Origin of the sequence: Rhodococcus sp. T2V (genome assembly GCF_029269925.1) — a bacterium.
GTDB lineage: Bacteria > Actinomycetota > Actinomycetes > Mycobacteriales > Mycobacteriaceae > Rhodococcus_F > Rhodococcus_F koreensis.
The window spans coordinates 23,211-37,309 of sequence record NZ_JARJBD010000043.1 but is presented as its reverse complement, the minus strand read 5'-3'; the positions used below and the strand labels follow the sequence as shown (position 1 = coordinate 37,309).

Sequence of the window (14,099 nt, the reverse complement as noted above, 5' to 3'; positions counted from 1 at the left end):
GAACTCCTATTTCTGGAGGGAAGGGTCAGAGGAGGTAGCCGGAGGCGTTGACCGCGGCCTGTGAGTTGACGAGTCGGATGACCTTCAGGTCCAGCCGCGGCCCGCTCTCGGTGTAGCGGATGCGGTGCGTGACGTCGGCGGCGAGGGTCTGCTGGTCGTCGCGCTTGAAACCCACGAGGATCTGCGCGGACTTCAGCGTGATCGAGTCCTCGGTGCGGTCCTCGACGGTGAAGCGGGAGACGGTGCGGACGGTGCGGGCCGCGGCGAGCGCGGACATCGAGTAGCCGGAGGTCAGGCGTTCGATCCGCATGCGCCGCATCCGGGTGTCGTCGTTGACCATGTTCAGCGATCCGTCGAAGTCGTCGGTGTCCGGGTCGATGGGTATGACGTACCGGCCTTCGTCGGTCCAGAGGGCGTCCCAGGTCTGGTAGTCCTTTGCGTCGAGCAGGGCCGCTTCGTGCCAGACGAGTTCGATCGCCTGCAGCACCCGGGTGTCGGACAGTGCGATCGTCAGGAGGTCAGTGCTCATCGGTCATCATCCTCTTCCACATTGCGTAGGCCTCGCGCATTCCGGTTTCGTCGGTGACGTGCGAGGTGCGGTGCCCGTCGCTGTCGAGCGCTTCACGATTCAGGCCGCGGTTCACCATGATCGGCATTCCGGGTGCGCCGCGGGAGCCACGCTGAACCCGGTCCCAGGCCTCGGAGTCGTCGGGGCTGCCGAACCCGAACGGGCCCTGGAAATGTTCGTGGATGCGGAGACGTTCGCGGTTGACGATCTCGGGTCCGCCGTCCATGCCGAGGGCGATGTGCCGGATCTCGGTCTCGTCGACCGCGATCGGGCGCAGTACCCGGAAGAACGACATCGACATCGCAACGTTGGGGAAGATGTTGAGGTTGAACCCGGCGCCGTGCATGGACCGGACAATGCGGCGCACCTGGTCGGCGGGCATCGTCTTCGACAGTTCCTCGACGATGTGGTCGAAGCGGGCCTGAATCTTCTCGGTGCCGTCGTCGTGGTCGAGGTCGACGTGCTCCGGGACCATGATGGCGACGCTGTGACCGTTGCCGAGCGCGTGTGTGACGGCGTTGTCGTCGGTCATGAAGGAGAGCATGTCGGCGGTTTCGGCGTCGACGGACGACATCCAGGACCGGTGCACGATGGGGAAGTGGTAGCCGTCGGTGGTGTTCTCCAACTGGATCTTCCAGTTGCCGCGGAAGCGGAAGCAGTGCTCGCCCTGGGTCTTGATCGGGTAGCCGGCGCCCTGCTTCATGAACAGGTCGATCCACACCTTCGCGTCACCGAGGAAGTCGTCGAGGGGCTCGACGTCGGGGTTGAAGCTGGCGAAGATCATGCCCGCGTACGACTCCACCCGCAGGCTCTGCAGCGGGAGGTCCTTCTTGTCGAGGTCCTCGTCGTAGCCGTCGGGGTAGGGGATTCCGCGCAGCCGCCCGTCGAGGGCGTACGACCAGCTGTGATACGGGCAGGTGAACCCGTTCGCCTTGCCCTTGGGGACCTCGCAGACGCTGGCGCCGCGGTGACGGCACCGGTTGAGCAGGACATTGAAGTTGCCCTTGCGGTCGCGGTTGACGATCACCGGCTGCCTGCCGATGGTCGCCATCTTGTAGCTTCCGGCCTCGGGGATCTCGCTCTCGTGGGCGACCCACACCCAGGTGCGGTAGAAGATTCGCTCGAGTTCGGCCTCGAAGATGTCGGGGTCGGTGTACAGCGATCCATCCACGCGGTCGTCGGTGACGAGATCCGCGAAGTCGGTTTCCGTGAAACCGGTGTCTGTGGGATCCAGCGAAGTGGTCATCACATTCTCTTTCCATTCGATTCGAGCAGTCGCGGTGCCTCGTCGAGGCGGGTGGCGAACAGCTTCTCGGTCGTGAAGTGGCTGATCCGGGCGGTGCCGTCCCGGACTTCGCACTCGGCGGTGATGCGGGCGACGAGCAGTTCGGCCGATTCGTCCTCGTACCGCGACAGCTGTTGCATGACCCACCGCCCCCGCGCCGTGGGTCCGTCCACGTCGATCTGCTCGTTGCCGAGCAGGTGCGCATTTCCCCGGAAATGGGAGTTCGGTGGGAGGTACGCGGTGAGCATTCCGACGATCTCCCGGCGGCCCTGCCGCCTGCCGAATTTGTGCGCGTAGTCGCTGCCGACGCCTTCCCACACCGCGTCGGGTGTGAAGAGGGAGCCGAGTTCCTCGGCCGAGAACTCCACGGACGGAACGTCACACAGTTCCATGTAGCGGCAGATCACCCGGTGAACGGCCTCGCGCCTCTCGATGCGCTCGGTCGCGCTCGCACGGTGCATGTCGCTCACACGCCGAGGTCGACGTCTTCGCGGACGGTGAGCGCGCGGCCGATGCGGGCTTCGATCTTTGCGTAGCGCCACAGCGTGTACTCGCCGACCGTGGTGGTGCGGAAGAGATTGCAGACGTCTTTGACGGTTTCCTGGGTGTCGACGTCGGCGAGGATGTAGCACGTCCACGGCCAGCCGTCCGAGGGTCCGACCATGTGGCTGTCGTCGTCGATGTCCCCGATCACCCGGACGCCGGGCGTCTCGGCCAGCGCGTCCATCATCCCGGAGAACGCCTTCCACACCAGGCCGCCCTGGCCGGTCGGGAGGTCGAAGAAGTTCTGGTTGATGCCGATGCAGAACAGCACTCTCAGTGGTGCGGTCATGGTTGTACTCCTGAAAGGTCGGTGGTCGGGGTGCGGACGATGCTCAGATGAAGCCGGGGAACGGCGGGATGTCCATGAGCACGGCACCGGCGCTGTCGTAGATGCCGTCGCCGAGGAAGGCGTGCTGCGGCGGGACCAGGGCCTCGCGCATGTACCGCTGCATGGCGTTGCCGTCGTAGATGGCGCCGGTGCCCGACAACTGGAAGGCAGTGTGCACGGCGGACGCTCCCGCCTTGGCGACGTGGGTCGAGGACAGGCGGAGAAGTGCCGCAAGCTTTTCCGGGACGGGATCGCCGGCGACCACCGTGGCGTACGCCTCGTCGGTGACCTCGTAGAAGAAGGCGCGGGCGGACCGCAGCGTCGCCTCCGCCTTGGCCAGGTCGATGCGGTAGTAGGCGCGGTCGGCGAGTTTGGGCGCTCCGGTGATCCCGGTGCGTCCCGCGCCGACCTTGATCGCGTAGTCGAGCGCGGCGCGGCCCACTCCGAGATTGACGACGGCCAGCACCTGTGCGGCGTACGCGATGGAGGGATAGCGGTACAGGGGTTCGTCGACGGTGGGGGTTCCGCCCCGGATGAACGTCCAGTCCTCGGGCACGACGACGCCGTCGACCTTCAGTTCGTGGCTGCCGGTTCCCGAGAGACCGACCACGTCCCAGTTCTCGACGATCTCGACGTCCTTCGGCCACAGCAGGGCGGTGCGCGGCTTCCCCGCGGTGGAGTCGCCGCCGCGGATGCCCACACCGAGGATGTCGGCGCCCTTGCATCCGCTGGCGAACTTCCACTGCCCGGTGATCTTCAGGCCTCCCGGCACCTGTTCGACGGGCTGCACCGGAAACAGGCCGCCGGCGAAGACGAGGTCGGGGCTGTCCTTGTACAACTCGGCCTGCGTGGCGAGGGGCAGCGCCGCAAGGTAGACGAGGGCGGAGCCGAAACTCGCGACCCAGCCCGCCGACGCGTCCACCGCGGAGATTCGTTCGATCATCCGCAGAAACTCGCTCGGGGGCAGTGCGTCGCCGCCGAACCGGCGGGGGGTCGCCGCGCGGTAGATGCCGACCTGCTTGAACTCGTCGATCATGTCGCGAGGCACGAACTTCTGTGTGGCGAACTCTTCTCGCCGCAATGCGACGTGCTCGAGGACGTCCTCGAACGACAGCGTCCCGTTCGCGGCGGTGTCCGTCGTGTCGAGGGCCGGTGCGGTGGTGGTCATCAAATACTCCGATCGACGCGAAGTAGAAGGGGTGTGGCGTGTTTCGTGTCGAGTTTCACGCTATTGCGGTAGCGGGCATCACTCAATCGGTGCTTCCTCCCGCACACGTGCAGAGATGTCGCCTCGGAGTAAAGGATTTCCCTATCGTGTCCGCGGTCTGCACGCTCAGTAGACTCGACATGAGCCCAAGGAGGCCGCATTGTCCGAACTCGCGCCGTCCGACTACGAACAACTCGTCGAGTCGCTCCGCTATTGCGTCCTGGTCCACGATGCGGCGACCAAGGACATCCTCTGGGCCAACAAGGCTGCGTCGGAACTGCTCGAGTTCACGGTCGAGGAGCTCAAACCGCTCAAGGCCCCCGACATGAGTTCCCCGGCGAAGCGCTACCGCCGGTCGGTGGGACGGCGGTGGCTGCAGGAGGCCGTCGACAACGGGGCAGCGGTCACCGAATGGGCGTATCGCGCGAAGAGCGGGCGAGAGGTCCTGACGGAGGCGATCGCGATCCGGGTCGAGCTGAGCGCCCGGACCGTGGTGATGGTGCAGTTCCGCGACATCGAGCAGGAGACGTCGATGCGCCGCGACCTCACGCGCACCGAGGCCGATCTCAGCCGCACCGAGGCCCGCCTGGCCGCGTTCCTGCGGAACATGGCCGAAGGCATCCTGGTCCTCGACGACGACAGCCGCATCACGTATGCGAGCGAGGCGGCGTCGGAACTCCTGAAGGTCCCGGTGGCATCGCTTGTCGGCGAACGCTTCACGGAGTTCTGCCGGGCGGGGCAGTCACGGGAGAGCGTGCGCCGGGCCCTGGATCTGACCACCGCCGACGGGGGTTCCCAGAGCCTGCGCTACGAGGTGGAATTGACGTCCGAGGAGCGCCGCTGGCACGCGGGAAGCTGCCAGCACATCGCGATCGAGAATGATCTGAGCGGGCACCTGCTGCTCTTTCACGACGTCACCGCGCACGTCCGCACCGAACAGGAGCACGAACGGGACTCGCAGTACCTCAACTACCTGGCCCGCTACAACGCGATGGGCGACATGGCCATGGCCATCGCGCACGAGTTGGCCCAGCCGCTCGCGGCCGCCACCAACTTCATCGCCGGAACGCAGAGCCGCCTCGGTGACGGGCACAGCAGTCACGACGAGGTGAGCTGGGGCCTCGGAGAGGCGCGCAAGCAGATCGACCGGGCCAATCAGATCGTCCGGAGCCTGCGCGAATACGTGACACAACTCGAGGAGTCCCAGCAGATCGTCGACCTCAACGACATCGTGGACGAATGTGCGTATTTCGTCGACATCCGTGCGCGGCAGAAGGGTGTTCACGTCGAGTACCTCCGCGCGCACGGCACGGTCGCCGTCGTGTGCGAACGTGTGCTCACCGGGCAGGTCATCCTGAACCTGTGTTTCAACGCCATCGACGAGATGGCGGAGTGGCCGGCCGCCGACCGCATCGTGACGGTGCGCACCGAGGTCACCGAGACGGAGGGCGTCGTCAGCGTCGAGGACCACGGCAAGGGTCTCTCGCACGTCCCGGACGGCCGAATCTTCGACGGCGCGTTCACGTCGAAATCCACGGGCCACGGCATCGGACTTGCGCTGAGCCACCGAATCATCACCCGCCAGGGCGGGACGATCACTGCACGCGAGAACGATCCGCACGGGGCGGTGTTCACGTTCACGCTGCCGGTCGACCCGAGCCGCTGAGCGACCAACACTCACAGGGTAAAGGTTTCTTGGATTCCGTTGAGCACGATCCGGTTCTAGCGTTATGGGAAAACCACCGCGGCCCCGGAGGTACCTCGTGGACTATTCGCATCACCATCGCACATTCCTGACCTGTTACGCCGACACCCACCGCTACGGCTGGCATCACGTCGACCTGTTCGTGCACGACGAGCACGGCAACGAAGTGAACTGGGTGCACTGGCAGGTGAGGGAGGACGGGCCGGACGGCGCCGACGCGGCCACCGCGCGCGTCGAGCCGAACCTGCGCCGGACCACCGATTGGCAACGCGGAATCAGCGCCGACGGCAGCGAGTACTGGATCGCCGAGGCGGCCTGGGCGCAGTGACGTGCCCGGATGCCGAACGGCCGGTTCACCACAGCAATGGTGAACCGGCCGTTCGGATGTAGCGGTGTCGGGCCTACGCGACACTCTCCGTGACGCGCTCGAACACGACCTTCCCACCCAGCACGGTCGTGACGACCTGCATCGCGGGGATGTCGTGCGGATCGATGGTCTCGAGGTCGCCGTCGAGGATGCACAGGTCGGCCACCTTACCGGCCGTGAGTGATCCGTGAGTCTTTCGGCGCAAACCCGGTCCTTCAGGGCCGGGATAGCCGATCTGTTTCTGTCGGACTGTGGGGTTATTGTCTGGGTCATGGTGGGGAGGATGGTGAAGCGGGCGTTCAAGTACCGTTTCTATCCGACTGCGGTGCAGGCGGAACAGCTTGCTCGGACGTTCGGGTGCACCCGGTATGTCTACAACCGGGCGTTGGCCGAGCGGACGCGGGCCTGGTCGCAGGAACAGCGGCGAATCACCTACGCGGACACCTCGAAGATGCTCACCGGATGGAAACGGGACACCGAGACCGCGTGGTTGGCGGAGCCGTCGAAGGGGCCGCTGCAGGAATCGCTGCGACAGTTGCAGGGCGCATTCGAGAAGTTCTGGCGCAAGCAGACCCGCTACCCGCAATTCAAGAAGAAGGGCCAATCGAAGGATTCGGCGACCTACTACTCGAACTGCTTCACCTACCGCGGCGGGCAGCTCCGGTTGGCCAAGCAGTCCGAACCGCTGGATATTCGGTGGTCGAGGCCGCTACCGGAGGGGGCAGTACCGTCGCAGGTGACGGTCTCGCGTAACGCCCGCGGGCAGTACCATATTTCGATCCTCGTCGAAGACACGATCACCGAGCCCCCGTCGACCGATCGGGTGGTCGGGCTCGATGCCGGGATCACCAGCCTGTACACACTCTCGACGGGGGAGAAGATCACCAACCCGCGCCATGAGCGCACGGACCGTGCGCGGTTGGCGAAGGCGCAACGGATGCTGGCCAAGAAGGAGAAAGGGTCCCGGAACCGGGCCAAGGCCCGACTGAAGGTCGCGAAGATTCATGGTCGGATCGCCGATCGGCGGCGCGATTATCTGCACACACTCTCCACTCGACTGGTGCGCGAAAACCAAGTGATCGCCATCGAGGATCTGAGTGTGCGGAATATGGTGAAGAATCGGTCGTTGTCTCGGGCGATCTCGGATGCGGGTTGGTCGGAGTTCCGGTCGATGCTCGAGTACAAGGCCGTCTGGTACGGGCGGCGGGTGGTGGCGATCGACCGGTTCTGTCCGTCGTCGAAGACCTGCTCGGTATGTGGGGAGGTCGTCTCGGCGATGCCGCTGGACGTGCGGGAGTGGGCGTGCCGATGCGGCGCGGTCCATGATCGGGATGTGAACGCGGCGAAGAACATTTTGGCCGTCGGACTGGCGGTGGCAGCCTGCGGAGACGGTGTGAGACCACCCCGCACATGACGTGCGGGGCGGCGACTGTCGGTGAAACAGGAACCTCGGGACGTGAGCCCCGAGGGCAATCTCGGTCGTTCACGGCCGAGAGGAAGTCAACCCTTCCAGTCCTCGGCGAAGTCCTGCCACGCCGCGTTGATGGTGTAGGTCCGGACGGCGTCGGCGAGCCCGATGGTCTGGTCGGGTCCGCTCACCGCGCCGCTGGCCTTGCTCTCCCGCAGGATCATCGTCGAGATGCCCTGGCGCCAATCGGGTGATGTGACCGGTGCATCGGAACTGCTCATCAGGTGCACCCCGGATTCGACGGCGCTGCGATACGGCCATTCATAGGCGGCACGTTCGGTCCCGACCACCCCGACCTCCAGGTCGGCGATCGTCCACTTGATCGTCGGGTTCATGTTGACGCCGATGCCGTTCTCGGCCAGCCGCTTCAGGGCGGTCAGACGGCCATCGGGGCCATGCCCAGGATCATCAGTGCGGAACCCGCCGCCGCGGTCTTGACGCCGGAGCGGCGCTCGCGGCGCGGGGTGGAGCGGAAGAGATACAGCGTCAACAGTGCCCAGCACAGGAGCACGGCGAGGGGAAGCCAGCCTGTCGAGATTCCTGCGCCGCCGTGATGGTGGCCGGAGGGTGCCGGCGCCGCTCCCACCGGGGCGGGAGCGGACATCGGCGCCAGAAGCAGCAGCACCCCCATCGCCGTGAGATCGACCGCGCAGGGAACCGCGGTCCGGCGGTGCATGGTCTCGCCGGTGACGAACACGGCGAGCGCGATGAGGACCACGCCCTCCAGGAGGTGAATCCCTGCCGGCACACCGGGGATCATCATCGCGACCATGGACAGCGCCATCGCACCGTGCGCGATCCGGACCCGGCAGTCGGTTCCGTGCGATCGCCACATCGGGACGAGGGCCCCGACCGCTCCGACGAACATCGCCGCGTGCACGGCAGGGATCTCGAGCATCGTCGGACTCAGATCGTGGGAGTGAGTTCGCGGTGCTGCCCGATGTCCGCCCGGCTCTGCCGGGTGACCCGGGCGACGACCAGGCCGGCGACGAAGAACAGCGCGATGACGGCGAGCAAGATGTCCGCGAGCAGTTCCGACCCGCCGATCAGCGTGGTGAAGTTGTCGAGCACCAACCCGGTGACGGCCACCAGGCCCACGCATCCGAGCACCGGGGCGACACGGGTGTGCCAGAGCCGGGTGTCCAGCCGGGTGCGGGCGAAGAACGCGATGATCGCGACGCTGGTGAGCACCATCAGCACCAGAATGCTCACCGTGGCCAGACCCGCCATCCAAGTGAACAGTTGCAGCACCGGGTCTGCGCCTGCGAGTGCGAACACCCCGACGACCACCGTCGCGGAGATCGTCTGGGCGATCGAGCCGACGTGCGGGGAACCGTGCTCGGAATGGGTACGGGCGAGTGCGCGCGGCGCCGCGCCCTTGCGGGCCAGGGCGAACACGTACCGGGAGATGGCGTTGTGGAACGCCAGCAGCGCGGCGAACAGGCTGGTGACGAGCATGATCGCCATGACGTCGGCAGCCGGGCCGCCCAGGAAGTGCGCGGCCGCGGCGAACGTCAGCCCGGCGGGGTCGGCGGCGGCCGCGTCGGACACGTTGTCGCTGCCGAACGCGAGCACCACGGCCCAGCTGGCCAGCGCGTACACCAGTCCGATGACGATGACGGCGGCGTACGTCGCGATCGGGATCGTGCGCCGGGGGTTGCGGGCCTCCTCGCCGTAGATCGCGGTCGCCTCGAAGCCGATGAACGACGCGATCGCGAACATCAGTGCGACACCCGGTGATCCGCTGAAGAACGACGTCGGGGTGAAGGACGCGAAGTCGATGCCCGCGGCCCCGCCCCGCACCAGGACGCCGAACGACAGCGCGAGGATGATGCCGATCTCGAGGACGAGGAGAACGCCGAGCACCTTGGCGCCCAGATCGATGCTGCGGTACCCCAGCACGGCCACCAGCGCGATGAGGACCAGCGCCCACATCCACCAGGGCAGGTCGGGTCCGCCGTACTGGACCACGAGGCCCTGAATGGTCGCGGCGGCCAGGCCGTACACGGCGGCCTGGATGGCGGTGTACGTCAGCAACGCGAGACCGGCCGCCCCGAGTCCGCAGGATTCGCCGAGACCCTTGGCGACGTAGGCGTAGAACGCGCCGGTGTCGACCATGTGGCTGCTCATCGCCGCGTATCCGACGCTGAACACGAGCAGCACCAGCGCGGCGATGAGGTAGGCCGTCGGGGCGCCCGCGCCGTTGCCGATCGCGATCATGACGGGCAGGGCGCCGCCGATCGCCGTGAGGGGAGCGGCGGCGGCGATGACGAGGAAGACGATCCCGACGACGCCGATGGATCCGCGCAGCTTGCCGGGTCCGGAACCCGTGGTGGTGTCAGGCATGAGTGTCTCCGTCCGAGTGGCAGCTGCTGCCTCCGGTCGAGCAGTGCTTCGACGTCGTGCGGGGCACGTCGAGAGAGGGGTTGCGGTCGAAGAAGCCGTTGGGCTTCAACGTGAATCCGGTGTAGTCGACGGGCATGATCGGCCAGTCCTCCGGGCGCGGGAAGTGGGTGAGACCGAACGTGTGCCACACGACGAGGTCCTCGTTCTCCAGATCGCGGTCGCCGGCCACGAAGCTGGGCAGTCCGGCGCCGCCGGCGTGCTGGTTCACGAAATCGCCTGCCGCGTACCGTTCCTTCTCGTCGAACTGGGTGACCCACAGGTGCTTGGTGGCGAACGTCGCCCGCGCCGCGATCGAGGAGTCGTCGTCGGCCAGCAGGATCGGTTGCCCCTCCGGGTGCAGTGCGTACGCCACCGGCTTGCCCAGACGGTTCAGCTTGTTCGGGTTGCTGATGTGCCACACGCGTCCGACGCTGTTGTCCGCGAGGCGCTGCGCCTCGGATTCCTTTGTCAGCGGTGTGCGCTCGAGGGTGAACGCATTGCCGTGCAGGTTCCCGGGGCCCATCTTCACCCGCTTGGTCTGCACCTCCTCGACGGAGTTGCGGTCGCCGTCGATCATCATGTCGAGGCGGGCGCTGAACAGGTGCTGGTGGTACGGGGCGCCGAGGCCGGGCGCGATCTCCGAGGCGTACGGGTAGTCGCCGCCCGGGTGACCCGACGTGAAGACGACGCCGGTGGCCTTGACCTCGAACTCGATGGTGCCGTCGAGGTAGAGGTACCAGAAGAATCCGTAGTCGTAGTTGCCGATCGTGGTGAAGAAGGAGACGACCAGGCGGCGCTGGCGGCGGGTCTCGGCCGAGCCGGCCCACAGGTCGGTGTGCTTCCACAGCACGCCGAAGTCTTCCTCGTGCATGCACACCGCGTTCTTCAGCGTCTTGGGGCTGCCGAACTCGTCGGCGATGACGGCGTCGAAGTACGTGATGTCGCCGACGCAGTCGCAACCGAGTTCGAGGGCGTTCGCGTAGCGGCCCACCATGTACTCGCCGGTGTCGAAGTAGTTCTGCCACGACCGGACCGGCGAGGGGTCGCCGTAGGGCACGACCATCTCGGCGATGGACGCGCGGTGGATGATCGGGCGGATGTCGTCGCCGTCGGCGAATCCGAGCTGATGGAGGACGAGACCCTCGCGGGCGTCGAAGCCGACGCGGAACGACCACTTCTCCCAGTCGACGCGGTTGCCGTCGACGACGAAGCTGGGGCCCTCGGGCTGGGTGATCTCGATGGGCTTCTGGGTGGTGCGCAGCGGGCCGGTGACGGCGAGGTCGTCGAAGTTGCCCGACTCCTCGGGGATCGGGACGGCGCCGAGGTCGAGAACGTCGGTGACGGTCCGGTTCATGACGTCGACGAAGCCGACGAGCCCGTCGATCGGGTGGGCCCAGGCGTGGTCCTTCGGGTGGTCCTGGCGGAACGCGAGCCCGCGGAGGATCCGCTTGCCGGTCTCGCCGGGGTAGTCGAAGACGCCGGCCGAGAGGGGAGCGACCCGGACGTCGGCGACGTCGAGTCCGCGGGCGGCAAGGGCGGCGAGCCAGCGTTCGTCGGCGGACAGCACCTGCTCGACGAGTTCGAATTCCTCGTCCAGGACCGGCATCTGACCGTCCCGGGTGGCGTCGAGGGTGACCGAGCTGATCACCGACCGCTGGGTCACGGACACCACGACGTCCACGGCGTTCGGGGACGAGATGTCGTGCAGCAGAACGCGGAATCGGCGATCGGTCTCGTTGGTCTCGGCCGGGTACAGCGTCGACTTGTCCGGTTCCTCGAGGCCGACGTAGACGAATCTCGTCTGCTCGGTCAGCGCGTCGGCGGCCTCGAGGATCTCGCGGAGCGATGCGATCTCTTCGACGGTCGGCAGCGACAGCGGGTGGTCGATACGCGCAGGGGAAAGGGTGGGCATGTCGCGATCCTTTGGTTCTACGGGTGTCGAATAAAAAGCTTAGTGACGTACGTTACAGCCGAGGTGCCCTCGTGTAAACAGTGAGTTTCCGACCAGGACATACTGGGCGTCCGGTCAAAGGTGCGCGAACGGATTCCGCAGCAACGGAATTGGACGAGCGTACGAAAAGTCAGAGAGTGGTGACGAACCGCTCGAGCATCTCCAGCTGACGCTCCGACGACGTCTCGCCCGGCGTGAGGACACCCAGAATCTGCATGCCCATCATCATGTTGAGCAGTTGCTCGACGACGATGGTGACGTCGATGTCGCCGACGGTGCCCTCCTCGCGGGCCTGCTCGAGGAAGATCGCCATCTGCTCGCGCCAGCGGTCCATCGTCCGCCGGTTGGTCGCGGCCATCTGCTCGTCGTACATGGCCCGCGGCCACAGGGAGGCGGCGATCCGGGCCTCGAGGAGTTTCTCCTCGTTGATCGGCATCACCTCGCGGCACAGGATGCGCAGGGCGTCGAGGCCGGTCGCGTCGCCGAGCGCCTCGGTGATCCGGCGATCGGTGGCCTCGGAGATGTGCTCGTACGACGTCCGGAGGATCTCGTCCTTGCCGGCGAAGTAGTGGCTCAGGGCGCCGTTGGTGTACCCGGCCTCGGTGGCGATGTCGCGCATGTTCGCGGCCTCGATACCGCGGGCGGCGATCAGCCGCCAGGCGGCGGCGGTGATGCTTCGCCGACGCTCGTCGTGATCCACGAGCTTAGGCACGACGTGTACCTGCTCCACCAGCGATCATGCGACCACGGTATCAATGAGCTCCGCCGAGATTGAGCACGACCACTCCGGAGACGACGAGACCGAGTCCGAAGATCTTCGTCGCGGTCAGCGGTTCACCGAGGAATGCGGCCCCGATCGCGACGATCGCCGCCGTCCCGAGCCCCGACCACATGGCGTAGGCGATCCCGACCGGCACCGTCTTGACCGCCTGCGACAGGAACAGGAACGCGAGGACGTACCCGGCCAGGCACCCGACCGTCGGCCACAGCCGGGTGAACCCCTCGGTGGACTTCAGCAGGCTCGTGCCGAACACCTCGGCGGCGATCGCGGCGAGCAGGAACACGTACGGCATGGAGACAGGGAACCATGCCGGGAGCGGTGAGGCGTGCAGCGCCCCACCGCTCCCGGCGGTGCCGTCTACGAGTACATGATGACGCCGCGGACGTTCTCGGCCTTCCGCATCGCCTCGTAGCCGTCGTTGATCTGGTCGAGTGTGTATGTCCTCGTGATCATCTCGTCGAGCTTCAGCTGACCCTCCATGTACAGGCGGAGCAGATGAGGGATGTCGAACCGGATGTTCGCGTTCCCGAACCACGCGCCCTTGAGCGTCTTGCGCATCGCCGTCAGATCGAACAGGTTCAGGTCGACGTCGTTCTGCGTGACGTCGCCGACCGACACGTGGACGCACGTGCCGCCCTTCGCCACCAGGCTCATCGCCGGAGCGATGATGCGGCCACTGGCATTCGCGACGGTGATGAGCACCTTGTCGGCGAGTTGGCCCCACGTCAGGTCCTGGAGGAGGGGGAGCGCCTCGTCGATGCTCGCCGCGGTGTGGGTCGCGCCGAAGATCTTGGCCTGTTCCCGCTTGAACTCCGAGGGGTCGACGACCACGACGTGCCGGGCACCGGCGAGCGCCGCGCCCTGAACCGCCCCGCAGCCGACGCCGCCCATGCCGATCACGACGACGGTCTCACCGGCCTGGACGCCGGCCGCGTACACCGACGACCCCCAGCCGGTCGTGACGCCGCAGCCGACCAGCGCCGCCTTGTCGAGCGGAATGTCCTTCGTGATCTTCACGCAGGAGGCCTCGTTGACCACCGTGTACGGCGAGAACGTCCCGATCAGGCACTGGATGGCAGCGTCCTTGCCGCGCACGTGGTGGCGCGCCGTGCCGTCCGAGATCTGCCATCCTTCGAGCAGGTGAGCACCCAGGTCGCAGATGCTGGACTGTCCGGTCGCGCACTGCCGGCACCGCCCGCACGCGGGGATGAATCCGAGTGCGACGTGATCGCCCTTCTCGACGCTGGTGACCCCCGGTCCGACCTCGAGCACGACACCGGCGCCCTCGTGTCCACCGATGAACGGGTAGTACTCGAGCGGCAGGCTGCCGTCCCGGACGTGTTCGTCCGAATGGCACATCCCCGACGCCGCCAACTGCAGCAGCACCTCCCCGTGCTTCGGCGGGTCGAGTTCCAGTTCTTCGATCTGCCACGGCTGACCGGGCTCCCACAACACAGCGGCCTGGGTCTTCATGTTTCCTGCTCCTGTCCGACGACGTCGATGGTGTACGG

16 protein-coding genes are annotated in these 14,099 nt (G+C 66.6%); 3 read left to right on the top strand and 13 right to left on the bottom strand.

Features of this window, described 5'->3' with window-relative positions:
- Nucleotides 1-25: 25 nt before the first annotated feature.
- Genes P3H15_RS30255 through P3H15_RS30235 form a run of 5 tightly spaced genes read right to left on the bottom strand, consistent with a single transcriptional unit; the run spans nucleotide 26 to nucleotide 3,892 of the window.
- The gene (locus P3H15_RS30255; protein ID WP_276140592.1) at nucleotides 26-529 is read right to left on the bottom strand and encodes an aromatic-ring-hydroxylating dioxygenase subunit beta; all 504 of its coding nucleotides are present in this window, start codon (nucleotides 527-529) and stop codon (nucleotides 26-28) included.
- Complete coding sequence (locus tag P3H15_RS30250; protein WP_276140591.1) at nucleotides 519-1,814, bottom strand: aromatic ring-hydroxylating dioxygenase subunit alpha; 1,296 nt, start codon at nucleotides 1,812-1,814, stop codon at nucleotides 519-521. Before P3H15_RS30250 ends, P3H15_RS30255 begins: the two co-directional genes overlap by 11 nt.
- A complete protein-coding gene (locus P3H15_RS30245; RefSeq protein ID WP_276140633.1) occupies nucleotides 1,814-2,314 on the bottom strand; it encodes a nuclear transport factor 2 family protein in 501 nt (166 codons plus the stop codon). Before P3H15_RS30245 ends, P3H15_RS30250 begins: the two co-directional genes overlap by 1 nt.
- A 5-nt stretch (nucleotides 2,315-2,319) precedes the next feature.
- The gene (locus P3H15_RS30240; RefSeq protein ID WP_087559840.1) at nucleotides 2,320-2,685 is read right to left on the bottom strand and encodes a hypothetical protein; all 366 of its coding nucleotides are present in this window, start codon (nucleotides 2,683-2,685) and stop codon (nucleotides 2,320-2,322) included.
- A 43-nt stretch (nucleotides 2,686-2,728) separates the two neighbouring features.
- Nucleotides 2,729-3,892 (bottom strand): acyl-CoA dehydrogenase family protein, encoded by a 1,164-nt coding sequence (locus P3H15_RS30235; RefSeq protein WP_276140590.1) that lies wholly within the window; start codon nucleotides 3,890-3,892, stop codon nucleotides 2,729-2,731.
- A 199-nt stretch (nucleotides 3,893-4,091) separates the two neighbouring features.
- Between P3H15_RS30235 and P3H15_RS30230 the strand changes: the two genes are divergently transcribed.
- Together P3H15_RS30230 and P3H15_RS30225 are read left to right on the top strand one after the other, a co-directional pair.
- The gene (locus P3H15_RS30230; RefSeq protein ID WP_276140589.1) at nucleotides 4,092-5,597 is read left to right on the top strand and encodes a PAS domain-containing sensor histidine kinase; all 1,506 of its coding nucleotides are present in this window, start codon (nucleotides 4,092-4,094) and stop codon (nucleotides 5,595-5,597) included.
- A gap of 97 nt (nucleotides 5,598-5,694) precedes the next feature.
- On the top strand, nucleotides 5,695-5,964 hold the full coding sequence (locus P3H15_RS30225) for a hypothetical protein (RefSeq protein ID WP_276140588.1): 270 nt from the start codon (nucleotides 5,695-5,697) through the stop codon (nucleotides 5,962-5,964).
- A gap of 73 nt (nucleotides 5,965-6,037) precedes the next feature.
- Here P3H15_RS30225 and P3H15_RS30220 read toward each other — a convergent pair whose 3' ends face one another.
- Nucleotides 6,038-6,208 carry an amidohydrolase family protein gene (locus P3H15_RS30220; protein ID WP_276140587.1) on the bottom strand — a complete coding sequence of 57 codons (171 nt, stop codon included), beginning with the start codon at nucleotides 6,206-6,208 and terminating at the stop codon, nucleotides 6,038-6,040.
- Nucleotides 6,209-6,274: 66 nt separating this feature from the next.
- Between P3H15_RS30220 and P3H15_RS30215 the strand changes: the two genes are divergently transcribed.
- Nucleotides 6,275-7,417, top strand: coding sequence for an RNA-guided endonuclease TnpB family protein (locus P3H15_RS30215; protein WP_276140586.1), 1,143 nt, complete (start codon nucleotides 6,275-6,277; stop codon nucleotides 7,415-7,417).
- 86 nt (nucleotides 7,418-7,503) lie between these two features.
- Here the strand turns inward: P3H15_RS30215 and P3H15_RS30210 are convergent, their stop codons facing one another.
- The 7 genes from P3H15_RS30210 to P3H15_RS30180 all read right to left on the bottom strand — a co-directional run bounded on the left by P3H15_RS30210 (nucleotide 7,504) and on the right by P3H15_RS30180 (nucleotide 14,061).
- Complete coding sequence (locus tag P3H15_RS30210; RefSeq protein ID WP_276140632.1) at nucleotides 7,504-7,833, bottom strand: amidohydrolase family protein; 330 nt, start codon at nucleotides 7,831-7,833, stop codon at nucleotides 7,504-7,506.
- A 14-nt stretch (nucleotides 7,834-7,847) separates the two neighbouring features.
- A complete protein-coding gene (locus P3H15_RS30205) occupies nucleotides 7,848-8,369 on the bottom strand; it encodes a DUF5134 domain-containing protein (RefSeq protein WP_276140585.1) in 522 nt (173 codons plus the stop codon).
- An 8-nt stretch (nucleotides 8,370-8,377) separates the two neighbouring features.
- On the bottom strand, nucleotides 8,378-9,817 hold the full coding sequence (locus P3H15_RS30200; RefSeq protein WP_276140584.1) for an APC family permease: 1,440 nt from the start codon (nucleotides 9,815-9,817) through the stop codon (nucleotides 8,378-8,380).
- Entirely contained in the window at nucleotides 9,810-11,768 is a 1,959-nt protein-coding gene (locus P3H15_RS30195) for a primary-amine oxidase (RefSeq protein ID WP_276140583.1), read from the bottom strand. Before P3H15_RS30195 ends, P3H15_RS30200 begins: the two co-directional genes overlap by 8 nt.
- A gap of 169 nt (nucleotides 11,769-11,937) precedes the next feature.
- Entirely contained in the window at nucleotides 11,938-12,507 is a 570-nt protein-coding gene (locus tag P3H15_RS30190) for a TetR/AcrR family transcriptional regulator (protein WP_087559832.1), read from the bottom strand.
- Between the two features lie 52 nt (nucleotides 12,508-12,559).
- Entirely contained in the window at nucleotides 12,560-12,880 is a 321-nt protein-coding gene (locus tag P3H15_RS30185; protein ID WP_276140582.1) for a multidrug efflux SMR transporter, read from the bottom strand.
- Between the two features lie 65 nt (nucleotides 12,881-12,945).
- Nucleotides 12,946-14,061, bottom strand: coding sequence for an NDMA-dependent alcohol dehydrogenase (locus tag P3H15_RS30180; protein ID WP_009475608.1), 1,116 nt, complete (start codon nucleotides 14,059-14,061; stop codon nucleotides 12,946-12,948).
- Nucleotides 14,062-14,099: the final 38 nt, after the last annotated feature.